The 23921-nt window shown below is 72.4% G+C and carries 16 protein-coding genes; 5 read left to right on the top strand and 11 right to left on the bottom strand.

Going from position 1 to position 23921, the window contains the following annotated elements:
• Positions 1–109: 109 nt before the first annotated feature.
• Positions 110–784 (top strand): nicotinamide riboside transporter PnuC, encoded by a 675-nt coding sequence (pnuC, locus tag ABT352_RS17915; protein WP_350945945.1) that lies wholly within the window; start codon positions 110–112, stop codon positions 782–784.
• Positions 781–1893 carry an AAA family ATPase gene (locus ABT352_RS17910; protein WP_350945944.1) on the top strand — a complete coding sequence of 371 codons (1113 nt, stop codon included), beginning with the start codon at positions 781–783 and terminating at the stop codon, positions 1891–1893. Before pnuC ends, ABT352_RS17910 begins: the two co-directional genes overlap by 4 nt.
• Before the next feature lie 69 nt (positions 1894–1962).
• On the opposite strand, the gene ABT352_RS17905 is transcribed toward ABT352_RS17910, so the two are convergent.
• From ABT352_RS17905 to ABT352_RS17875, 7 genes are all read right to left on the bottom strand, one after another.
• Entirely contained in the window at positions 1963–3051 is a 1089-nt protein-coding gene (locus tag ABT352_RS17905) for a winged helix DNA-binding domain-containing protein (protein ID WP_350945943.1), read from the bottom strand.
• Between the two features lie 167 nt (positions 3052–3218).
• Positions 3219–4922: an ABC transporter family substrate-binding protein gene (locus ABT352_RS17900; RefSeq protein WP_350945942.1), complete on the bottom strand. Its 1704-nt coding sequence runs from the start codon at positions 4920–4922 to the stop codon at positions 3219–3221.
• A 28-nt stretch (positions 4923–4950) separates the two neighbouring features.
• A complete protein-coding gene (locus tag ABT352_RS17895) occupies positions 4951–7188 on the bottom strand; it encodes a dipeptide ABC transporter ATP-binding protein (protein WP_350945941.1) in 2238 nt (745 codons plus the stop codon).
• The gene (locus tag ABT352_RS17890; protein ID WP_350945940.1) at positions 7185–8099 is read right to left on the bottom strand and encodes an ABC transporter permease; all 915 of its coding nucleotides are present in this window, start codon (positions 8097–8099) and stop codon (positions 7185–7187) included. The genes ABT352_RS17895 and ABT352_RS17890 overlap by 4 nt, the downstream gene beginning before the upstream one ends.
• A 7-nt stretch (positions 8100–8106) precedes the next feature.
• Positions 8107–9090, bottom strand: a complete 984-nt coding sequence (locus ABT352_RS17885; RefSeq protein ID WP_350945939.1) for an ABC transporter permease — start codon at positions 9088–9090, stop codon at positions 8107–8109.
• Positions 9091–9206: 116 nt separating this feature from the next.
• Positions 9207–11573, bottom strand: coding sequence for an AAA family ATPase (locus tag ABT352_RS17880; protein WP_350945938.1), 2367 nt, complete (start codon positions 11571–11573; stop codon positions 9207–9209).
• 505 nt (positions 11574–12078) lie between these two features.
• Positions 12079–13899 carry a CHAT domain-containing protein gene (locus ABT352_RS17875; RefSeq protein ID WP_350945937.1) on the bottom strand — a complete coding sequence of 607 codons (1821 nt, stop codon included), beginning with the start codon at positions 13897–13899 and terminating at the stop codon, positions 12079–12081.
• Between the two features lie 414 nt (positions 13900–14313).
• Between ABT352_RS17875 and ABT352_RS17870 the strand changes: the two genes are divergently transcribed.
• On the top strand, positions 14314–15870 hold the full coding sequence (locus ABT352_RS17870) for an MFS transporter (RefSeq protein ID WP_350945936.1): 1557 nt from the start codon (positions 14314–14316) through the stop codon (positions 15868–15870).
• 148 nt (positions 15871–16018) lie between these two features.
• Entirely contained in the window at positions 16019–16792 is a 774-nt protein-coding gene (locus ABT352_RS17865) for a DoxX family protein (protein WP_350945935.1), read from the top strand.
• Positions 16793–16911: 119 nt separating this feature from the next.
• Here ABT352_RS17865 and ABT352_RS17860 read toward each other — a convergent pair whose 3' ends face one another.
• Entirely contained in the window at positions 16912–17259 is a 348-nt protein-coding gene (locus ABT352_RS17860; RefSeq protein WP_350945934.1) for a winged helix-turn-helix transcriptional regulator, read from the bottom strand.
• Here ABT352_RS17860 and ABT352_RS17855 point away from each other — a divergent pair.
• Complete coding sequence (locus ABT352_RS17855) at positions 17181–18014, top strand: NADPH-dependent F420 reductase (RefSeq protein WP_350945933.1); 834 nt, start codon at positions 17181–17183, stop codon at positions 18012–18014. The two genes, ABT352_RS17860 and ABT352_RS17855, sit on opposite strands and share 79 nt — an antisense overlap.
• A 147-nt stretch (positions 18015–18161) precedes the next feature.
• Here the strand turns inward: ABT352_RS17855 and sthA are convergent, their stop codons facing one another.
• From sthA to ABT352_RS17840, 3 genes are all read right to left on the bottom strand, one after another.
• Positions 18162–19565, bottom strand: a complete 1404-nt coding sequence (sthA, locus tag ABT352_RS17850) for a Si-specific NAD(P)(+) transhydrogenase (RefSeq protein WP_350945932.1) — start codon at positions 19563–19565, stop codon at positions 18162–18164.
• A 291-nt stretch (positions 19566–19856) separates the two neighbouring features.
• Positions 19857–20102 (bottom strand): metallothionein, encoded by a 246-nt coding sequence (locus ABT352_RS17845; RefSeq protein WP_350945931.1) that lies wholly within the window; start codon positions 20100–20102, stop codon positions 19857–19859.
• A gap of 221 nt (positions 20103–20323) precedes the next feature.
• Positions 20324–23866, bottom strand: coding sequence for a protein kinase domain-containing protein (locus ABT352_RS17840; protein WP_350945930.1), 3543 nt, complete (start codon positions 23864–23866; stop codon positions 20324–20326).
• Positions 23867–23921: the final 55 nt, after the last annotated feature.

The following is a 23921-nucleotide window of genomic DNA, read 5'->3' as shown; positions in this document are numbered from 1 at the left end:
CGAGCGTACGTGTCACCGGAGCGGAGGCGGTCGGGCCTCGTGCGGGGTGCCCCCGTGTGACCGGACCGGGGCGACCGATTATCGTCATCGCGACGATTGAGGAGACCGCATGTCGCTCGCCGAGATACTGGCCCCCCTCCTGCGGCCGGCGTTCACCGTCGCGGGGACCCCGACCAGCTGGGCGGAACTTCTGGGATTCGCCACCGGCGTCCTCACGGTCTGGCTGGTGGTCCGCCGGAACGTCTGGAACTGGCCGATCGGGATCGCCAACGTGACCCTGCTCGGAGCGGTCTTCCTGACCGTCGGGCTCTACGCGGACGCGGCGCTGCAGATCGTCTACATCGCACTGGGTCTGTACGGGTGGTGGCAATGGCTGTACGGCGGGGTGGGGCGGACCCCGCTGGTGATCCGTCGCACGGGACGCGCCGAGTGGGCCGCGCTGGCGGGTTTCGGGGTCGCGGCCACCGCCGGCCTCTCCTTCGCCCTCGCCACCTGGACCGACTCGACCGTACCGGTCTGGGACGCCCTGACGACCGCCCTGTCCCTGGCGGCGACCTACGGGCAGAGCCGGAAGCTGGTCGAGTCGTGGTGGCTGTGGATCGCGGCCGACGTGGTCTACATACCTCTCTACGCCTACAAGGGCCTCCATCTGACAGCCGTCCTGTACGTGGTCTTCCTGGCGCTGTGCGTCGCCGGTCTGCGGGCCTGGCGCGCGGAGCTCGCGTCCCGCTCCGTCCCGGGTGCGCCGAGGACGGGCGTCCCGGGCGGGAGGGCGCGCCGATGAGCGACGGGACCTTCGCCCACGGGCTGGTGATCGGCAAGTTCTATCCGCCGCACGCGGGACACCACCACCTGATCGACACCGCCGCCTCGCGATGCGCCCGGGTGAGCGTCGTGATCGCCGCGTCGACCGTGGAGAGCATCCCGCCGGCACTGCGCGCCGCCTGGCTGCGCGAGGCGCACCCGCAGGCCCACGTGACGATCGCCCCCGTGGTCGACGACGTCGAGATCGACTACGACGACCCGGAGATCTGGTCGGCGCACGTCGAGGTGTTCCGGCACGGTCTCTCCCAGGCGTACGGCCACGTCCCGGAGATCGACGCCGTGTTCTCCTCCGAGGCGTACGGACCCGAGCTGGCCCGCCGGTTCGGCGCCGCCCATGTCGGCGTCGACCCGGACCGGCAACGGTTCCCGGTCAGCGGGAGGATGGTGAGAGACGACCCGGTGTCGTGCTGGGACCGTCTCTCCCCCGCCGTACGCGGCCATCTGGCCCGACGCGTGGTGGTCGTCGGCGCGGAGTCCAGCGGCACGACCACGCTGGCCAGATCGCTGGCCGCCCACTACGCGGCTCGCGGCGGACCGTGGGCGGCGACGCGCTGGGTGCCCGAGTACGGCAGGACGTACTGCGAGGAGAAGCTCGCCCTGGCCCGGCGGCACGCCAAGCTCGGCGGGCTGCCCGAGCCGTGGCTGGACGACCTGGGGTGGGAGTCGGCGGAGTTCGGCGTGATCGCCGAGCGCCAGCTCGCGTGGGAGGACGCCGCAGCCAGGACGGGATCGCCGCTGCTGGTGTGCGACACCGACGCCTTCACCACCTCCCTGTGGCACGAGCGCTATCTCGGCGAGCCCTCCGAGGAGGTCACCGCCGTGCATCGCCGTGCCCGGCACGACCTGTGGATCCACACCTCGGTGCGGGATGTGCCCTTCGAGCAGGACGGCTGGCGCGACGGGGAGGCGATCCGGCACCGGATGGACGCCCGCCTGCGCGAGAGGCTGATCGCGGACAGGCTGCCCCACCTGGTCGTCACCGGCCCGCCCGAGGTCCGGCTGGCGCGGACCGTACGGGCGGTGGACGCCCTGCTGGAGCAGGGCTGGGAGTTCGCGAAACCCCTGTAGGGCTCTACTCCGGGGCGGTCAGACGATGAGCCCGACCTCACCGGGAGGCGTTCGTCCACCTCCCCGTGGTCAGCGAAGGAGAGCGGAGACCCGTTCGATCTCGGCGGCGAGGGCGGCGGCGGGGACCTCCTCCAGGAGGTCGACGGTGATCTTCCCGTCCTTCGCCTCCCAGACCCCGGCCACCCGGCCCTGGTGGACGACGACCGGGGAGATCCAGCCGGCGGCCCGGCTCACCTTCGACTTCGCCTCGGCGGGCAGGAGGGGCTCCAGGTCGCGGGGCGCTCCCAAGATGTACTGGTCGAAGCCGGGCAGGAGGTGAACCCCGGTCGCGGGCCGGGTCGTGGCCAGGTCGCCGAGGTGCTCGGCGAGCACGACCATCGGCCGGCCCTCCACCTCGATCTCGGCCAGCTCGGGCGTGAGGTCGCGGAACCAGCCGCGCAGCGTCGCCTTGCGGGCGGCTCCCCGGTAGAGCCAGCCGTCGAACGTCTCGGGGGCGCCGGGGCCGTGGGCACCGAGGAAGGAACGGAGCAGGCGCACCCCGGCCTCCTCCGCGGAGGGGAGCACGTCGGGCCAGCCGGGCACCTGGTCGCGAGGGCGGGCGAAGGTCACCCGGCCGCCGCGCGGCGGACCGTGGCAGAGCTCGCCGAGGAAGCTCAGCGGCTTGAGCAGGGCGCCCCAGCCGGAGGTGAGGGCCTCCCTCAGATGTGCGTCGCCGGTGACCTCGATCACGCCGTCGACCAGCTCCTCGCGGGTGAGGACGCGCCCCGCGAGCGCCTTGGGGACGGCGTCGAGGATGGCGGCGACCTCGGCGGCGGTGACGCCGTGACCGCGCTGCCAGGAGCCTTTGTCCCAGTTGCGGAACGAGCCGAGGACCGCGGCGTAGGAGGCGAGCTCGTCGCCGGGGACGAGGTGGAGGGTGCCGCGCGCCGTCCAGGTCTTGACCAGGGTGCGATCTCGCCACAGGGCGCGGTCGATCTCACCGCGATCGGGCCGCGCGCTGCGCACGGCCACCGCCAGCTCGGCCGAGGAGGCCACCTGCGCCTGCACCCCGGTGAGCCTGCGCACGACGGACACCGCGTCGGGTCCGTCCGCCGGATCGACGAACTGCCGCTTCAGCCGCCAGGCGAGCACCTGGGGCCAGGTCACCGAGATAGCCATGACCGACTTCTACACGTCCTCCCCGACAGAACGCGACCCGCCCGTGGTCACGGGAACGAGCGCCGACGCTCCGGCCTTCGTGACTCCGTCGTCCGATCGCCGTACCCGGGCGTCTCCGTCCTGCGGGGCGAGACGGGCGTCGACCGGCCTTCGGGGTGGAACGAGCGTCAACGAACAAAGCCGATGTCCTGATATTTCAGGTCATAGAAGCCTCGGGCCCCGAAGTTGGCGAGATCGCTCTTGACCGCGACGATCTGCGGTCGCTGGTAGAGCGTCACCACGTTGACCGCCTGCCAGATGAGCTTGTCCGCGGTGTTGGTGTCGGCGACGGCCCTCGCGTGGTCGAGGTCGGCGGTCGCCTTGTTCATGGCGGCGTCGATCCGCCGGGACCCGATGCGGCCGAGGTTGGCGTTCCACTGCCTGGTGCCGTCGGGGAGCCTGACGGCGTCGGCGTACTGGCCGTAGGAGCTGGAGACGGGAAAGGGCGTGCCCACGTACGCGAACGCGGTGATGTCGTAATTGCCGGGAATTATGTATTTGGTGAAGTAGTCGTCCGTCGGTACCGACTGCAGGGTGACCCCGACCCCGATACGGCCGAGCATGTCCTGGACGAGCTCGGCCTCGGATTTGGCGAGCTGCAGGCCCGACGGCAGGACGAAACGCAGGTTCAGCTCCCTCCCCGCCTTCCTGCGGGTCCGGCCCTCCAGTTTCCAGCCCGCGGCGTCCAGCTCCCTCCCCGCCCTGCCCGGGTCGTACGTGCCGATCTCACCGGCGTTGTCCTGGTATCCCTCCTGGGTGTTCATGAAGAAGTGGTTGTTGAGCAGCACGATCGGCCAGTCGAGGCCCTGGAGGTCCGACTGGGCGATGACCTGACGGTCGATGCCCATCGCGACGGCCCTGCGGACCTTCTGGTCGGACAGCAGGGCACTCTCGCCGTTCATCGTGATGTGCCGGAAGTCGGGGCCCGCCGCCTGCCGCACGATCGCGTCCGGGGTGCTCCTGGCCCGCGCGTAGTCGGGCGCGGACGGGCCGACGTCGAAGGTGTCGAGCTCGCCGTTGCTGAAGGCCCCGACCAGCGCGTCGCTCTCCAGGGATCGGTAGATGATCCGGTCGAGCTTGGCCCGATCACCCCACCAGCGCTCGTCCCGCGCGATCGTGACGGTCTTGGCGGTCGGGTCGAACGCCACGAATTCGAACGGGCCCGCGGTCACCGGGACGCGGTTCAGCCATGCGGTGTTGAACGCCTCGGGGGTGGCGTTCGTGCTCCGGGGATACAGCGGCGCGAACAGCGACTGCCAGTCGCCGAAGGGTTTGGCGAAGGTCACCACGACCTGGTGGTCGTCCCTGCCCCTGTCGACCTTCTCGATGTTCCGGTAACCGGTGGTGCTCGCCACCCGGTAGCCGGCGTCGCGGCCGCTCAAAGCCTGCCACTGGGCGCGGTAGTCCTCCCAGGTGATCGGGGTGCCGTCGGACCACCTGGCACGCGGGTTGAGGGTCAGCGTGACCACCTGCTCCGGCTCGTGCGCGGTGACCCTGCCCTCGGACAGGTAGTCGGTGTTCGGGGAGATCGTCCCCTTGGCGTCGGAGCGGAAGGGGGCGGGCATGAGGGCGTCCATGACCCTCTTGACCGTCGCCAGGTTGCCGTCGATGTGGTTGAGGTTCCAGTTGGACGGATACTCGTTGATCCCCCACCGGAGCACACCCCCGTCCGCGACCCGCTCGCGAGGCACCGGGTTGACGTCGTAGGCCTTGATCACGGAGACCGGCCCGCCCGGCCTCCCCCCTCCCCCGCATCCGGCGAGACCCGGTGCGACGGCCAAGGCCACGGCCAGCGCGGCGGCGAGCGCGCCCACGCGCCGGATTGGTATCACGGTGTTCCTCCCGGTGCATACGGCTGGGTCATCCGGCGTCGGCCCTCTCGGCGAAGTGGCATGAGACGCCGTGGTCGTCCCCGACCTGCCGTATCAAGGGCTCCTCGTCCACGCAGCGTCGCCGGTCGGTCTCGCCGAGGGTTTTGAACAGGGGGCAGCGGGTCCGGAAACGGCACCCGGAGGGAGGGTCGGCGGGGCTCGGCAGGTCCCCCTCCAGCAGGACGCGCTTCCTGGAGCGTTCCAGTAGCGGGTCGGGAAGCGGGACCGCCGACAGCAGAGCCCGCGTGTAGGGATGCAGCGGGGTGTCGTAGACGGCGCCGACCCGGCCGATCTCCGCGATCCTCCCCAGATACATGACCGCGACCCGGTCGGCGATGTGCCGGACCACGGCCAGGTCGTGCGCGACGATGAGGTACGACAGGCCCAGGCGGCTCCTCAGCCCCTCCAGCAGGTTGAGCACCCCCGCCTGGATGGACACGTCGAGCGCCGAGACCGGCTCGTCCAGCACGACCAGCCGGGGCCGCGGGGCGAGGGCACGGGCGATGCCGATGCGCTGACGCTGGCCCCCGGAGAAGTCCTGCGGGTAGCGGGCGGCGTGGCCGGGTTCCAGGCCGACGAGGTCGAGCAACTCGCCGATCCTCGGCCCCGGGTCCCGTTCGCCGTGCGCGCGCAGCGGTTCGGCGAGAATGTCGTAGACGGTCATCCTCGGATCCAGCGAGGCGAGCGGATCCTGGAAGACGACCTGCATGTCGCGCCGCACGGCCATCCGGTCGCGGGCGCTCATCCTTGAGGTGTCGTGGCCCAGCACCGTGATCCTGCCGCGCTGCGGTGCGGCCAGTTCGAGGATCTCCATCAGGGTGGTGGTCTTACCGCAGCCCGACTCGCCGACCAGGCCGAGCGTCTCGCCCTCGCGGACGTCGAAGCCGACGCCGTCCACCGCGCGGACCGTGCCGACCCTCCGCCGCAGGAGCGTCCCGGCGACCAGGGGGTAGTGCTTGACCAGGCCCTCGACCCGCAGGACCACGGCGCGCTCCTCGCGCGGGCGCGGCGGCTCCTCGACGCCGGGAGCGGCGAGGCCGGTGGAGTCGATGGAGGCAGTGGAGGCAGCGGAGTCGGTGGGGCTCACAGGGCTCGCGGGGCGCCGGGCGGGAGCGGCGGCGGCACGTGTGGCGGCGCCCGTGGCCGGTCCGCGCACACCGTAGACCTGGTCCGGCGACCATCCCGCCGCCTCGATCTCGCCGGAGCGCACGCACGCCGCGAGGTGGCCCGGCGAGTCCACGGGCTCCGGCTCCGGCTCGGTCTCGGAGCACGCCGGGACGGCGATCGGGCAGCGTGGCTCGAAGGGGCAGCCCGGCGGCAGCGCCGCCGGTGACGGCGGGCCGCCCTCGATGGGCACCAGCGGGCGTCCCCTGCCGCGGTCGAGGCGCGGGACCGAGCCGAGCAGGCCCATGGTGTACGGCATGCGACTGCGGTAGTAGACCTCGTCCACCGAGCCGACCTCGACGGGGCGCCCGGCGTACATGACGAGGACCCGGTCGGCGAACCCCGCCACCACCCCCAGGTCGTGGGTGATGACGACGATCGCCGCGCCGGTCTCACGCTGCGCCGTCTTCAGCACCTCCAGCACCTGCGCCTGGATGGTCACGTCGAGCGCGGTGGTGGGCTCGTCGCAGAGGATCACGTCGGGGTCGTTCGCGATCGCCATCGCGATCACCGCGCGCTGGCGCATGCCACCGGAGAACTCGTGCGGGAACGCCCTGGCCCGCCGCGCGGCGTCGGGGATGCCGACCAGGTCGAGCAGTTCGACCGCACGCCTGGCCGCCTGGGCGGCGCCCACCCGCTGGTGGACGCGGATCGCCTCGGCGACCTGGTCGCCGACCCGGTACACGGGGGTGAGCGCGGAGAGCGGATCCTGGAAGACCATGGAGACGGTCTTGCCGCGGAACGCGGTGAGCGTCCTCTCCGGGGCGCCCAGGATCTCCTGCCCGAGCAGCCGGACCGAGCCGGTGACGCGGGCGTGCGCCGGGAGCAGGCCCATCACGGCGAGCGAGGTGACCGACTTGCCGGAGCCGGACTCCCCGACGACACCGAGCACCTCGCCGGGACGGACCGCGTAACCCATGCCCCTGACCGCGCGGACCGCCCCCGGCCCCGAGCCGAAGGTGACGTCGAGGTCACGCACCTCTAGCACGGGGGCGATCGGGCCGGGCACCGGCTCGCGCTCGCCGGCCCTGGACGTCGTGCCCGGGAATCGCTCGCCCGTCATCGGTCACCCGCCCCGTGGGACGTGGGGTCGAAGGCGTCGCGCAGGGCGTCGCCGACCAGGTTCACCGCGAGCACGGTGACGATCAGCAGCCCCGCGCAGAACCAGAACGTCCAGGGGGCGTACAGGGCCGTCCGCGCGCCGTCGGCGATGAGGCTGCCCAGCGAGACGTCGGGCGGCTGGATGCCGAAACCGAAGTAGGACAGGGACGTCTCGGTGAGGATCGCGGCGCTGACGTTGAGCGTGGCGTCGACGACCAGCAGCGAGGACATGTTGGGGATCACATGCCGGAAGACGATCCTCGTCGGGGGCACGCCCATGAACCTGGCCGCGTGGATGAACTCCCGCTCCCTGAGGGAGATGGTCATGCTCCGGACGATCTTCGAGGTGACCATCCAGAGGAAGAGCGCCAGCACCAGCACGAACACCGGCCACTGCCTCCCGGCGAAGAGCGGGGACATGATCGCCAGGATGAGGAAGGCCGGGAGCACGAGCAGCAGGTCGGTCAGCCAGGTCAGCGCCCGGTCGGTCCAGCCTCCGAAGTATCCGGCGAAGGCGCCCACCACGGCCGCGAGCGCGGTGCCGACCACCGCGGCGAGCAGGCCCACGATCAGGGACCTGCGCAGGCCGCGCAACGTGACCGCGTACACGTCGGCGCCGGTCTGCAGGGTCCCCCACCAGTGCTCGGCGGAGGGAGGCGCGAGAAAGGCCGTGTAGTCCTTCGAAACGTACGTCCAGCGGGTGAGGTGCGGCCCGGCGAAGGCGAGCAGGAAGATCAGCACGAGCAGGGCGAGGCCGATCCTGCCCCGCCCCGAGCGCAGGAGACGGCCCGCGACCACCCGCAGCCGCGAGGGTGCCTTGATCCTGTCGACGGACGACTGCTGCTCGGCGAGCTCCTCGTCGGCGATGGCCATCTCCGGATCACCCCACCCGGACACGGGGATCGAGGACGGCGTGGAGCATGTCGGAGGCGAGCGCGGCCAGCAACACGGCCAGCGCGGCGAAGCAGCTGATCGCCGCGACGGTGTTGACGTCGTTGGTGGAGATCGAGTCGACCAGCTGCTCCCCCAGGCCGTGCCAGCCGAAGATCTTCTCGGTGAAGGTGGTGCCGACCAGCAGCGCCCCGAAGGTGAAGGCGAAGTAGGTGACCGCCGGGATGAGCGCGGTGCGCAGCGCGTGCCGGGTCAGCGCGGCCCTGCGGCTCAGCCCCTTGGCCATGGCCGTACGGACGAAGTCGGCGCCGAGCACGTCGAGCATCATGTTGCGCTGGTAACGGCTGTAGACGGCGACCAGTCCGAGCGAGAGCGACAGCGTGGGCAGGACCAGGTGCCTGATCCTGTCGAACACGGCGGCGGCGAGCCCTCCCTCAAGGCCGGGGGTCGCCTCTCCGCTGACGAGGACGATCTGGGTGCCGGCCGCCTCGTTGAGCCGGATGGCGGCGATGATCAGCATGTTGGCCAGCACCACCGTGGGAATCGCGAGCACGACGAAGGACAGGACGGTCGCCGATCGGTCGAAGAGGCCGTACTGTCTGACCGCGGCGTAGGCTCCGATGAGCACACCTCCGACGCTGCCGAGAACGAGTCCGATCGTGATCAGGCGCAGGGTGACGCCGACGCGGCGCCCGAGGTCGTCGTTGACCGATCCTCCCCCCACCGTCTTGCCGAAGTCTCCGCGCACGACGCCTCCCGCCCAGGTCAGGTAGCGCTCGAACAGCGGGGTGCGGTCGTTCAGGTTGAGCTCGGTGAGGTGCGCGTCGACGACGGCCGACGGGAGCGGGGGGTTGCGGCCCTCGTAGTTGGAGCGCGGGTTGAGCGCGGAGGCGGCGAGCATGTAGGCCAGGCTGGTGGCCACGACGATCAGCACCAGATAGTTGAGCAGCCTGCGGGTAAGGAATCCCGCCATCTTTCCTCCTCCGGAGCCCCGCCGCTGTCGGTGACCATCTTGCTACACTCGGCGACCGACGGACTGCACAGCGTACCGAGTCGGAGGGATCTCGATGGGAGATGGCGGAGCCGAGGTCACTTCCCCGCGAGCTCGTCGACGGCCGCGCGCAGGTCGGCACCGGTGATGGTGGTCAGGTCGGCGGCGCTCGCGGTGGCTCCGCCGAGGGCGGCGAGACGGACGTCCCTGCGCATCGCGGCGCGCTCGAAGAGCGAGCGCGCGAACCTGCCGTTGCCGAGCCCGTCGATCAGGCCCTCGTCGCAGACCCAGGTGAAGACCTCGGCCAGGTCGCGGCGGGCGTCGTCGTCGAACCGGTCTCCCGAGGAGTCGGCGAGCAGCACCGCGATCTCGGTGAGCTCTCCCGGCGAGTACGAGGGAAACTGCACCCGCTGGTTGAACCTGCTGCCCAGGCCCGGGTTGGAGGCCAGGAAGGCGTTCATCTCCCGCTCGTATCCGGCCAGGATGATCACCAGCCGGTCGCGGTCGTCCTCGGCCCGCTTGAGCAGCGTCTGCACGGCCTCGGTGCCGAAGGCGTCGCCCCCGCTGTAGCCGGAGTTGACCAGGCTGTACGCCTCGTCGACGAACAGCACCCCGCCGAGCGCCCGGTCGACCAGCTCGTTCGTCTTGATCGCGGTGGCGCCGAGGTGCTGGCCGACCAGGTCGGCCCGCTGCGCCTCCACCACGTCGGGCTGGGTGAGCAGGCCGAGCGCGGCGAAGATGCGGCCCAGGATGCGGGCCACGCTGGTCTTACCGGTTCCCGGCGGTCCGGCGAAGACGAAGTGCCGCATCTGCGGCGGGGTCGGCAGCCCGCGCTCCTCGCGCATCTTGGCCACCCTGAGCTGCGCGGCGATCGCGTGCACCTGCCGCTTGACCGGCTCCAGCCCCGCCATGCGGTCGAGGTCGGCGAGCGCCTCCTCAAGGGAGGGGGCGGCCTGGTAGCCCCGGTAGCGGGCGGTGAGCTCGTCGAAGGCCTTGACGACGTCGGCCTCGATCGTGGTGACCAGGTCCTCGGTGGTGGGCGCGCCGCCCGCTCCCACCACGCGCACGTCCCTGGCCTGCGCGACGGCCTCCACGAGGCTGCGGACGAACCGGGCGTTGCCCAGGTCGTCGACGATCGCGCGCCGGTGGATGTCCTCGAAGCGGGCGAGCAGGGCGGACGCGGCCTCGGGCGCCATCCGGTCGCCCCTGCGCCGCTGCAGCAGCTCGGTGATCCGGAGCAGCTCGTCGGGAGCGTAGCTGGGAAAGCGGACCCTGCTGGAGAACCGGCTGGACAGGCCGGGGTTGGACGACAGGAAGGTGCCCATCTCCTTCTCGTATCCGGCCAGGATGACGATCAGCCGGTCGCGGTCGTCCTCGGCCCGCTTGAGCAGCGTCTGCACGGCCTCGGTGCCGAACCTGTCGGGCTGGCCGTCACCGGAGTTGATCAGGCTGTACGCCTCGTCGACGAACAGCACCCCGCCGAGCGCCCGGTCGACCAGCTCGTTGGTCTTGATCGCGGTGGCGCCGAGAAACTCCCCCACCAGGTCGGCCCGCTGGGCCTCCACCACGTAGGGGGTCTCCAGCAGGCCGAAGGAGTAGAAGATCTTCGCGACGGTCCTGGCCACGCTGGTCTTGCCGGTGCCGGGAGGGCCGACGAACACGAAGTGCCGCATCGGCGGCTCGGTGGAGTATCCGGCCTCCCTGCGCAGCCTGGCCGCCTCGATCGAGGCGGCGATCGAGCGGACCTGCTCCTTCACCGGGGCGAGGCCGATCATGGCGTCCAGCTCGCCGAGCGCCTCCTCCACCGAGATGGGCGGGGGATCGTCGCGCTCGCCGGCGCTCTGGGCGGGGGTGGGGTGGCCGCCCTCGCGGACCCGGAGCCCGCTCTGGCGCCGCTCCCCCGCCTCCAGCGCGGCCCGCACCCGGCGGGCCTGCAGGAACCGGTGGACCAGCACCCCGGCCGCCACGGCGTACGCGGCCCAGACGGCGACGGCGGGCACGAACCCGGTGATGACCACGTCGAGCAGGACGGCCGTCAGCCCCGCGGGCACCAGTGCCATGACCGTGGTCGCCCACGGTGGGACCCAGCGGATGAGGTGGGCGGCCCCCGCGACCAGGAGGCCGAGGAGCATCAGCGCCGACGGGACCGGCGAGTTCGGTCCGAAGAGGACGGCCCGGAAGATCAGGACTCCCCCCAGCCAGCCGAGCACCACGAGCAGGGTCGCCGCGGCGCGGGGGAAGCTCAGGGTCAGCGCCGCGAAGCCGAGCAGCACCAGGGTGGAGAAGAACGTGTTGAGGACCGACCAGCCGAGTCCGAACGCCAGCGCGACCGCTCCGACCAGCACCGCGACGTAGATCAGCCTGCGCAGGGGCGGCGAGAGCCGAAAGTAGCCCAGCCGAACCTGCTCGAACAGATCCCGTGCCGCCGCGCGCCCCGCCGGACGGGCCCTGCTGGATTCCCGCATCACGCCTCCCCGGTCCGCCCCTGGTTATACCGCAACAAGGGGGCGTTTGCGCGTGCCTGAGGGTCGCGCCACGCCGTCGTGTGGGCAGGATCAGATATCCGGATGAGAGCGGATGAAACCAACGTTCGAGGTAGCAAGCTCTTTCCGCGTGGTCCCTCCGGCCACGCCTCTCCCTGTGCCGCCCCCGCGCCCCGCGCGCGGCGACCCTCGCCCGCGTTCCCCCGAGGCGGTACGGCCCGGTCCCGGCCGCCCCCGCCGTTCGCCCGCCCGGGGAGCCATGCCGGGTCGCGGGCGTCGCGGGCAGGGAAATGTCACCGCCCGGCAAGACGGTCCACGGCTCCGCGCCCCGCGGGTCACGTGGCCCTTGGACGCCCCGGTCCCGGCATGGCTCCCCGGGCGGGTCGCGTTCCCGGCGAGGGCATCCACCGCGCTCCGGGGAGAACCGGATCCCGGCACGTGCCGCCTCGCGCACCGCAGGACGGTCCCGCGCTCCGGGGAGGACCCCTCAGCCGCGGCGGGCTCGGCCCTGGTGGCGGCCGGGATACTCGCCGACCACGACCTCCTTGGGGGTGATTCTCAGCAGGTCGGCCTCGGTGTCGCCGACGGCGACGCCCCGTACCTCGGCCCAGAACCGGCGGTCGAGCGGGTCGGCGACGAAGACCGCCACCCTGGGGTCGCGTTCGGCGGCCTCCCAGGCGTCGGAGGCGGCGATCAGGCGCAGTTCGCCGCTCGGGCCGACCGAGCTGACCGCGCCGACGGCGAGCGCGCGCGGACCGCTGGGATCGGCGTACGCGAGCACCACGCCCCGCGCGTAGGTGAAGGCCGCGCGCACCTCCCCGCTGAGACCCACCGGCGCTCCCGCGTCGCCGGGGAGGCGGCTCCCGCAGCCGTCGCACATGACCAGCGAGGCCCGCCACGGCCCCGGCGCGCCGTGCCACCACGCCCGCACCGATCTCGTGGCGAATACCGCCACCGGTACGGCGAGCAGCGCGATTCCCGCCCACCAGGCCCACTCTCCCGGCGGGTCGAGCCCGAGAGCCGGTGCCGCTCCGGCCACGCCGAGCAGGACCGACGCCGAGGCGGACAGCGCCAGGACCGCCACCAGCGCGCGGTCGGAGGCCGACGCGCGGGCGAGTCCGAGGGGCGGACCCACCCGGACTCGCAGCCGGCCGAGCGCGAGCGGTACGGCGAGGGCGGCCAGTGCCCAGCTCCGCTCGTCCAGGACGATCACCGCCACCGTGACCGCCGCCGGTACCGACCAGACCCTGACCGCGACGAGCCAGAGCGTCACGTTCACGTCGCGCCTGGCCGTGCGATCGTCACCCGCGGCGGCGAACTCGGCCAGCGCGCTGACCGGCCGCCCGCGCCACGCCTCGACGAGGACGCGCAGGACGAGCAGCACCATCCCGTTGAGGAGCACCAGTCCGGCGAGACTCGCCCAGAGCGCACCCGGCACCGGACCGGAGGGGGGCGGCGGGATCTCCGCGGGGAGGATGGCGACGACCGCGACGTATGCGGCCACGGCGACCAGGGTGATCGAGACCGATGTGCTGAGCCACAGGTCGCGGGCGAGCATGCCCGGCACGTACGACCAGAGCCTGACCCGCTGCGCCCGCCTGAGGGTGATCGCCAGGACGGCGAGCAACACCAGCCCGCCGCCGATCCTCGCCACGGAGGCCAGGCCGAACCCGAACTCGGTCGCGCAGACCGCGACGAGGGCGACGGCGAGCAGGATCCGGATCTGCCGCGACCATGTCGCCAGGGCACGTCTGGCCCGGCCGGTCTCGCGGGGGTCGACCGGCCAGGCGGGGTCGTGGTGGGCGCGCGGGCGCTCCCAGCGCAGCCGTGCCAGGCCGAGGTTCACCCTCGCGCCCGGGTGGCCGGGCAGCAGGCGCAGCGCCTCGCGGTAGGCGGCCTCCGCGGCGGCGTACTCACCCCGCAGCAGCGCGAGGTCACCGGCGAGAACGTGCGGGTCCGGCTCCTCCGGCGCGTAGCGTACGGCCCTCGCCGCCTGCGCCCGCGACTCGCGCCAGCGTCCCGGCACCCTGCGCAGCGCGGCCCCCAGCCGCATTCGCGCGGCCCAGGAACCCGGTGCGAGGCGTACGGCCTCCTCGGCCGCGGCCACGGCCTCCGCGTCGCGGCCGAGCCGCTCGAACGCGAGGCTCGCGAGGCGGTATCCCCAGTCGGTGCCGGACTCGGACCGGGGGTCGAGGTCCAGCGCCTTGCGTGCGGCCTCCAGCGCGGCCTCGGGCCGGTCACGGGCCAGCCACGCGGCGGCCACCGCGCACCACTGCCGGGGGTCGGCGGGATCCCGCGGCGGCGGCACGGGCCCCGAGGCGAGGTCGTTCCCTGACCGGGAGCCATGGAGGTCCTGCGGCGACGCGGTGACCCGGCCGAGGGCATTCCCGGACCGAGAATCGACAGGGTCCCGCGGTGGCGGGATCGAGGCGGGGTCATCCCCGCCGGACCCGCTCACCACGGCGGCTCACGGGCCTCGCGCTGGCTCCCCACGATCGCCATGGTCGGTGCGAGATCACCTTTTGCCTAGATGTCGGTATATGCCTGTATCTCTCTAGAGAGGTCGCTCGCAGTGGCCAGAGAACCGCCGAACACCGCCCTACTCGGGGCATAAAACGGACATTCCCCTGTGAATCAATCACCCAATGCAGCCCCGGGCACTGCCCGGCTTCGCCTAAGCTGCGACGCATGTTCGTCCAGGCCGACAGATCCTGAGCGGCTCATGACCACCGTCATGGCCAGACGCGCGGACGGCGCCCCACGGGCATCCGGGACCGGCCGGTGGTCGGTCCTCGCCGTCCTCTGCTTCAGTCTGCTGCTGATCACGGTGGACGCCACGGTGCTGCACATCGCGGTACCGGCGCTGACGGCCGCCCTTGAGCCGTCCTCCGTGGAGCTGTTGTGGATCATCGACGTCTACTCGCTGATGGTCGCGCCGCTGCTGCTCACCTTCGGCACGCTCGGTGACCGCTACGGGCGCAAGCGCCTGGTGCTCGCCGGATACCTGGTCTTCGGCGTCGCCTCGGCCGCGGCGGCGTTCGCGCCGACCCCGCTCGCGCTGATCTCCGCACGCGCACTGCTCGGTCTCGGCGGAGCGATGATCATGCCCGCCACGCTCTCCATCATCCGGCAGGTCTTCACCGACCGGCACGAGCGGGCGATCGCGCTGGGTGTGTGGAGCGCGGTGGCCGCGGCCGGGGCCGCGGTCGGCCCGATCATCGGCGGGGTGCTCGTCGAACACTTCTGGTGGGGCGCCGTCTTCCTGATCAACGTCCCCATCCTGCTGGTCCTGATGCCCGCCGCGGCCAGGATCCTCCCCGAGTCCCGCAGGCGCACCGGTCAGCCGTGGGACGCGCTCAGCGCGGCGCTGTCGGTGCTGGGCATCCTCGGGGTGGCCTTCGGCCTGAAGGAGGCGGGGGCCGGGCATCCGGGCGGGGTGGTGGCGTTCCTGAGCGGGGTCTGGCTGCTGGTGTGGTTCGTCCGCAGGCAGCGCTCACTCGCCGTCCCCTTGCTGGACCTGAGCCTGTTCCGGAGGCGGGCCTTCTGCGCGGGGGTGGGCGGCGTGCTGCTCACGGTCTTCGCCCTGGTCGGGCTGCAGCTCATGCTCGCCCAGTATCTCCAGCTGGTCCTGGGTCACAGCCCGATCCAGGCGGCCGTACGGATGCTCCCCCTCATGATCGCCGCGATCGCGGGCGGTCTGGCCGGGGCGCGGCTGCTGCGCTGGTTCGGGCTGCGCGCCACGATGGGCGGCGGGCTGGCGTTGACCGCCCTCTCCCTCGCGCCCACCCTGACCTGGCACACCGAGGGACATCCGGTGGCCCTCACGCTCTGTTTCATCGGCATCGGCTTCGGCATCCAGGTCACCCTGCTCGCCGCCTCCGACACGATCATGTCCTCCACCCCCGAGTCCCACGCGGGCGGCGCCGCCGCGATCGAGGAGACCGCCTACGAACTGGGCGCCGGACTCGGTGTCGCGGTGCTCGGCACGATCACCACGGCCGTGTACGCCCCCTCGCTGCCCCCGGTTTACGGTGTCGCGCCCGCGATGATGGAGCAGGCCCGCCAGTCGCTCGCCTCCGCCGCCCACGTGGCGCGGGAGATCGGCGGCGGCGTGGGAGACGCCCTGCTCGACGCGGCCCGCGTCGCGTTCGTCTCCGGTCTGCACACGACGGTGGCGGTGAGCGTGTTCCTGCTCGCCGCCACCGCTCTGGCCGTGACACTCCTGGTGCCCCGCCGCCCCGTCGGCGAAGAGAGGGACGCCCCTCGTGGAGGTTCGTGACGGGTCGCGAGGGTCACCAAGGGTCGCCGAGGGTCGCCGAGGGTCGCCGAGGGTTGCCGAGGGTCGCCGAGGGTTTGGACGGCCCCCGCTCGGTCATCTATCGGTCAAGCATGGGCAGGAACGGGGAATCTAACCAGAATGAGGAACCGTGCGACAAACCCTTCATGATCTTGCTTCCCTGGCCGCCAGACTTGGCGTGGGCGGGATCTTCTTCGCCAACGGCTGGCACAAGCTCGAAGCGGGCCTGAACGCCACCGCCGAGCAGTTCACGAGCCTGGGCGCCTCCGGGCCCTACGTGTGGGCCGCGACCACCATGCTCACGGAACTCATCGGCGGCGCGCTGCTGGTCGCGGGGCTCGCCGTGTCCGCCTGCGGGCTGCTGCTGTTCGCCGAGGCCCTCGCCGTGTTCATCCTGGCCAGCGGCGAGGTGGGCCTGCCGCTCACCGGTGGCGACGCCAAGCTGATCGTGGCCCTTGGCGCGGCCTCCATCCTGCTCGCGGTCGGCGGCGCGGGCCGCCTCTCGGTCGACCACATGGTGGTGATCAAGCGCCGTGAGGCCGAGGCCGCCGAGGACTTCGCCGCCGAGAACGAGGCCCACGACGTCATCGCCTCGCTGCGCGAGCCCGAGACCCACGCGGCGCCCGCCCTCGCCCGTCCCACCTCGGGGAAGAAGCCCGACGAGGCGTCCCCGCCCGCCTCAGAGCCGGAGGGATCCGCCTCGGAGAGCACCACGGACACCGCGGAGTTCCCCGCCGCCCCCCGTCCTCGTACGCGCACCCGCAAGCCTCCGTCCGGCGCCGCGACGTCCACACCCCCGGCGACCCCCGCGACCGCGCCCACGCCGGTCGGGCCCCCCGCGCCCGGCAAGACCTCCGACACCCTCGTGGCCGGGAAGAAGGAGCGCCCCTCCTCGGGGAGCTGAACGACCCCGGCGCCCGGTCATCCGGCCGGGCCGCCGAGGCCGGGGGTCCTCGATCGGCCGCGGGCGCTCCCCGCGGTCATGCCCGCCCCCCGCCGCCCCCCGCGCGGACCGCCACGACCTCACCCGGTGAGCCCCTCGGCACGGTCCTGGGCGTCGAGGACCTCGTCGCCGTGGTCGAAGGCCCACTCGCCGAACGCCCCGATCAGCGGCACCAGCGTCCGGCCCAGGTCGGTGAGCCCGTACTCGACCCTGGGCGGCGCCTCGGCGTAGGCCCGACGGGAGACGAGGCCGTTGTACTCCAGCCTGCGCAGGGTCTCGGTGAGCACCTTCGCACTGATCCCGCCGATCTCCTCGCGCAGCTCGCCGGGACGCCGGGGACCGGCGCGCAGTGCCCAGACGACGACGGCGTTCCAGGTGTTGCCGATCAGGTCGAACGCGAGCCGGGCGCGGCAGTCGGCGAGGAACACGCCGGGTCCTCCAGTCTCTCCGAGACGTCACGCACCGAACGGTGCCCGATGAATTCTCTACCTTCGTCCCACAGCAGCAGTCGAGCAGGGGAGGACGGATGCGCATCGGCATCCTCGGCGCGGGCCGCATGGCGGACGCGCTCGGAACGCACTGGGCCCGCGCGGGCCACGAACTGACGGTGAGCGGCCGAAACCCGGTCAAGGCCGCCGCCCTGGCGGCCAGGCTCGGGCCCGCCGCGCGGGCGGGCACCTGGGAGGAGGCGGCGGTCTTCGGCGAGGTGACGCTGCTCGCCGTCCGCGACCACGCCGTGACCGAGGTCTTGGAGGCCGCGGGAGGCGGCCGGGGGACGCTGGACGGCCGGGTGCTCGCCGACTGCGTCAATCCGGTCGTCCAGGGACGCTTCACCCTCGCCACCGAGGGCGGCCCCTCGATGGCGCGGCGCGTCGCGGAGAGCACCGGCGCGCACGTCGTCAAGGCGTTCAACCTCTGCCATGAGGACGTGTGGCGGATGACGCCGCCCGCCTTCGACGGCGTCCCGCTGGCGGTACCCCTCTGCGGCGACGACCCCGCCGCGCTGGCCGCGGTACGCTCCCTCGTCACCGATCTCGGGTGCGAGCCCGTCGACGGCGGCGGCCTGGAACGCGCGGGCCTGCTGGAGGCGACCGCGGCGTTCATGATCGGTCTGTGGGTCGGCGGCGCGGACGCCCGTGCGGTGCTGCCACCGCTGAGGTACGCCTTCGGCGATCGGGGCTGACCACCCAGGGCGGATCCACAGGTCGTGGCCCGGGTGACCGCGGCGAGGCCGCCGTTCGCGGCCCGTGGTTCCCGGCCCGCGAGAACGGCGCCGTGGAGAAGCCGCGGGACATCGCGGCCCTCCCGTACCGGCCGCGATGTCCCGCGGTCAGAGTTCGAAGCGGGCCACGCGGCGGAGTTTGTTCATGGCGTCCAGTGCGGCGACCTTGTAGGACTCGGCGAGGGTGGGGTAGTTGAAGACGGCGTCGACCAGGTAGTCGATGGTGCCGCCGCAGCCCATGACGGCCTGGCCGATGTGGATGAGCTCGGTGGCGCCGGTGCCGAAGACGTGCACCCCGAGCAGGGCGCGGGTCTCCGGGGAGACCAGGAGCTTCAGCATGCCGTACGTGTCGCCGATGATCTGGCCCCTGGCCAGCTCGCGGTAACGGGCGATGCCGACCTCGAAGGGGACGTGGGAGGCGGTCAGCTCGTCCTCGGTGGGGCCGATGAAGCTGATCTCGGGGATGGTGTAGATGCCGATCGGCTGCAGGTGGTGGATGCCGCCCAGCGGCTCGCCGCAGGCGTGGTGGGCGGCGATGCGGCCCTGCTCCATGGAGGTGGCCGCGAGCGAGGGAAACCCGATGACGTCGCCGACCGCGTAGATGTGCGGCACGACGGTGCGGTAGTGCTCGTCGACCTGGATGCGTCCCCGGGCGTCGGCGGCCAGTTCCGCGGCCTCCAGGGCGAGCTCGTCGGTCATGCCGTGGCGTCCGGCCGAGTACATCACCGTCTCGGCGGGGATCCGCTTGCCGCTCTCCAGCACGGTCAGCGCGCCCCGGGAGCGGCGCTCGACGGCGGCGACGGTCTCGCCGAAGCGGAAGGTCACCGCCAGGTCGCGCAGGTGGTACTTGAGCGCCTCGACGATCTCCAGGTCGCAGAAGTCGAGCATCCGGTCGCGGCGCTCGACCACGGTCACCTTGGTGCCCAGGGCGGCGAACATGGAGGCGTACTCGATGCCGATCACCCCGGCTCCCACGACCACCATCGAGTCCGGGATGTCCTGCAGTTGGAGGATGCCGTCCGAGTCGATGATGGTGTGGCCGTCGAACTCCACGGTGTCGGGCCGGGCGGGCCTGGTGCCCGTGGCGATGACGATCTTGTCGGCGGTGACCTTGGTCTCGTGGCCGTGCTCGTCGACGACGCCGACCGTGTGCGGATCCACGAAGTGGCCGTGCCCGTTGAGCGTCGTCACGTGGTTGCGCGACAGCTGGCTGCGGATCACGTCGATCTCCCGGCCGATCACGTGCTGGGTGCGGATCCCCAGGTCCGCCGCGGTGATCTCGTCCTTCACCCGGTAGCTCTGGCCGTACATACCCCGCTGGTTGAGACCGGTCAGGTGCAGCACGGCCTCGCGCAGCGTCTTGGAGGGGATGGTGCCGGTGTTGATGCACACCCCGCCGAGCATGTTGCGCCGCTCGACGAGCGCGACACGCCGTTCGAGTTTCGCCGCGGCGATCGCGGCTTTCTGTCCACCCGGTCCGGAACCAAGAACAAGGACATCAAAATCCCTCATAGGCCCCAGTGTGCAGGCAGGAGACGGTCTCAGCCAGACTCACGGAATACCAGATCATGGCAGTCTCGTTAATACCGCCTCACACCGCCACACGGCCGTAATATCCCCAGCGTCCGCAGGGCGGTACGCGCCGTCACCGCGCGCCGGACCGGGACCGCGGCGCGGCGCCGCCCGCCGTCACCGCGCGTCGAACCCGGGCCGCGACGGCACCGGCACCGCGTGGCGCCACGCGCCGTCACACATCGTCGCCGCGTCGGCCGGGGGCGTGACGCGCCGCCGGCCTCCCGCGACTCACACCTGCGCGCCGACCCTGTCGACGATCCTGTCCGCCCCCTCCTTGCGCGCGCAGTGCGCGCAGCAGAACCAGCGCCGGTCGGCCTCGACGCCGTGCCCGACGATGCGGACCCCGCAGTGCTCGCAGATCGGCGCCATCCGCTGGATCGCGCACTCGAAGCTGTCGAAGACGTGCACCGTGCCCTGGGCGTGCACCTCGAAGCTCATGTCATAGTCGTTTCCGCACATTTCACAGATCGCCATGTTTCCCCCCGAAAACTCGTGGCTTTTCCGGTGAGGGTCCTACCCAGGTATCCGCAGGTCAGACAACCCGCGCCGTCGCGACCGCCCTCGCGGGCGAGGTGGACACCACAGGCATGACAGGCATGGCCGAAACCTTCGCACCGACCGCCCCGGGCCCACGACCGGCTCCCTACCGATCTCGTACGGTCCGCGACGCGCCCTGAGGAGACCCTCTTCAGGCTTCAGGCGGGGCAGACGTCCCGGTAGGCCAGATCCCCCAGGTAGGTGCGCCACTCCTCGCGCGACAGGGTGCGGCCCGCACGCTCGCAGACCGCCCGTGCCACCGCCTCGGGCGCGACCGGATACTCGCTCAGGGTGCCGGCCTCGTCGACGGCGATCAGCCGGGCACCGTCGGGGCTGAACGCCAGCGCCCGCAGGTCGCCGGTCTGGGCGACGATCGGCTGGCCGAGGCGGCGCCCGGTCTCGACGTCCCATATCCCCACCGACCGCGCGGTCACCGCCGCGGCGATGAGGTCACCGCGGGGGGAGTACGTCAGGTTGGCCCCCGTTCCCGCTCCGCCCCGGATCACGGCGCCCACCCGCTTCCTGCCCCGGGTCTCCAGCACCGAGATCCGCCCCACATGGTCGGCGACGGCGAAGCGGTCACCCTTCCGGTCGAAGGCGAGCGCGATCGCCGGGATGCTCGCGGTGGGCGAGCCGTAGGTGTCTCCGAACGGCTCGCCGGTGCCCGCGTCCAGCAACCGGTGCTCACCGCCCACGACCGCGAGCGCCCTGCCGTCCGGGGTGAACACCAACCCCTCGACGACGACCTGGGGCCGCGACCAGCGGAGCCGGCCACTGGGCACGTCCCAGACGTGGATCTCCCCCTCCGGTTCCACCCCGGAGTCGTAGTAACGGGTGAACGAGGCCGCGGCGGTGCCATCGGCACTGATCGCCACGGCGGACACATCGCCGTCGCGGGCGAGGGTGGCCGTGGTGATCCGCTTGAAGGTGGAGGTGTCCCAGACGGTCAGCCCGGAGCTCTTCCCGCCGTCGTTGACCACCAGCCGCCCGCCGTCGGCGCTGAAGGCCATCGTGAAGGAGCGGTCCGCGTCACCGGGGCCGATCTTCAGCGAGCCCACGCGTGCGCGGCGGCGGACATCTCGGATCACGACCTCGCTCGCCTCGCCGTCCACGGAGGCGAGGAGCCGCCCGCCGGGGCTGAGGACCGCCCGGTCGGTCCCCGAGCCCTTCAGCGTGACGGGCCTGGTCAGCGCGGAGACGTCGAGGCTCGTCACCGAGTCCTCCGCGAGGTAGCGCAGGGTGCGCCCGTCCGGGTCGAAGGCCACGACGGGGTCGTAGGCGTCGATCTTCTGGGTGAGCAGCAGCCTGCCGTCCTCGACCCGCCAGAGCCGCAGGGTCGTGTCGAACGCCGAGGCCAGGAAGCGCCCGTCGGGGCTGAAGACGAGTTTGCCGGTCGCGCCCTCCTCGAAGAATTTGTCCAGCTTCGCCCCGGTGAACGCGTCGCGTAGCTCGACGGTCCTGCCCCTGGCGACGGCGATGGTCGCGCCATCGGGGCCGTAGGCCAAACTCTTCCGCTCGCAGGCGTTGCAGCGGCTCCCCAGCGGAACCTTGCGCAGACCGTCCAGCGCGAAGGCCGCCACATCACCGTTGAGGTCCCAGGACGCGAACCCGCGCCCGTCCGCGGAGATGTCGCCGCCGAGGGCCCCGCTGAGCGGGAAGAGCCTCTGCCCGGTCACGATGTTCCAGGCGGTGAAACCCTCCCCCTGGCCGACCATGAGCCAGTCCTCCGACTGCCCGAAGGACGCGGTGGTGTCGCCACCCGCGTTCGGCCCCTGGACCTCCAGGACGGCACCCGTCGGCCTGCCGGTCCGCATGTCCCAGATCCTCAGCCTCAGGCCGCTGATCACGGCGAGCCGGCCGCCTCGCGGGCTCAACGCGATCCCGCGCAGGTCGCCGCCGATCCCGGTGAAGCCCCCGGTGCGCCTGCCGGTCCGCACGTCCCAGACACGCACCTCGCCGTCGCTCACGCTGACGAGCATGCGCCCGTCGGCGCTCAGCGCCCTGAGGGTCTGTATCCCCGTGGCCGGGTCGTGGAAGGCCGCGGACTCCCGCTGGGCCAGCGAACCGGTCAGGCTCGCCCTCGCCTCGGTCACCGGCGCCAGCCGCCAGGCGGCCACGCTGAGCAGCATCGCCGTGACCGGCTCCGAGCTGCGGAGCGTCTCCGCCGTCGCGGCGAGCCTGGCGGCCGTCGCCTGGTCGCGCTGGGAGGCGATGACGGCGCTGCGCGCGTCGGCCACCCTGCCCTGCCACACGGCGAACGCCCCGGCGGCCAGCGCGACGACGAGCAGCACGGCCAGCGTGCCGGAGAGCACCCTGCCCCTGCGCGCCCGGCGCCGGGTGAGAGCGGCACCGGCCTCCAGGAAGTCACGCTCGACCGGGCTGAGCGTGATGTTGCGGCGCCCGGTGGCCGCCCAGCGCATCGCGTTCTCCAGGCTGCCGCCCTGGAACAGGTCTCCGTCCCTGCGCCCCTGGACCTGCCAGCGCCGCGCGGCGGTGAGGATGCCCCGGTGCACGGCCAGGCCGTCCAGGTTGGACTGGACCCACCCGCGCAGCCTGGGCCAGGCCCGCGGCAGCGCGGGCCGCGACAGCCACACCTCCCGGTCGTCGTGAGCCAGCAGGTACGCGAAGACCTCCATCAGGCGTCGTACGGCGGCGGCCTCCCCCTCCCCTCGCCCGTCGAGGAGCTCGCCCCACTGCGCACGGCGTACGACGAGCTGGTCGTCGTCGGTCACGGTGACCAGCCGCAGGAAGATCTCGGGGGCGAGCTCCCGCTCGGCGGGGCCGAGCGCGGCGTAGGCGTCCTCGGCGAGAGTGCCGAGCGCGGGGTCCGTCGAGGTCGCGCGGACCTGGGACCCGGCGTCGCTGCCCACCGCGAGCAGCCTCGGGGTGTCGAAGGTCCTGCCGCCGCTGACCAGGGCGAGCAGCAGGTCCCTCGCGGTCGGCCTGGACTCGGGGTCCTTGGCGAGCGAGGCCGCGACCAACGGCCGCAGGTGCTCGGGAAGCATGTCCAGCTGGGGTTGCACCGACAGCACGCGGTGCATGACCCCGCCCAGGCTCTCCGCCCGGAACGGGTCGGCGCCCGTCGCGGCGAAGACCATGATCCCGCCCCAGGCGAAGACGTCGACGGCCGCGGTCGCGCGCAGGCCCATGAAGATCTCGGGGGCCATGTAGGTCGGGGTACCCGCCACCATGCCGGTCGCGGTCAGCGACATGTCCTCGGTGCGGGCGACACCGAAGTCGATCACCCGCGGGCCGTCCGGGCCGAGCAGCACGTTGTCGGGCTTCAGGTCGCGGTGGACGACCCCCGCCTCGTGGACGGCGGTGAGCGCGGTGGCGATCGCGGCCGCGAGACGGTGCAGGTCACCCCCGGTGAAGCGGCGCCCCTCGGCGACGGCCCTGCGCAGGCTGGGCCCCTCCACGTACTCGCTGACGATGTACGGCCTGGGCCCGTCGAGATCGGCGTCCAGCACGCCCGCCGTGCAGAAGGAGGCCACCCGGCGGGCGGCGGCGGCCTCGCGGCCGAACCGGTCGCGCAGTTCGGGGTCGGTCCCCGCGTCACCGTGCAGGACCTTCACCGCGACGCGCGTGCCCTCGGCGTCGTACGCCTCGTAGACCACGCCCTGGCCGCCCGCGCCCAGCCGCCCGGCCAGCCAGTAGCCGCCCAGCCGCTGCGGATCACCATCGATAAGTGCCGTACTCAACTCACGCTCCGTTCTCCGGTGGATTGGACGCCCCGGAGGACGGTGAGGTTCGGGC

This window comes from Streptosporangium sp. NPDC000563, assembly GCF_040299985.1.
GTDB lineage: Bacteria > Actinomycetota > Actinomycetes > Streptosporangiales > Streptosporangiaceae > Streptosporangium.
The sequence above is the reverse complement of the archived record's forward strand: the minus strand, read 5'-3'. Positions and strand labels throughout refer to the sequence as shown.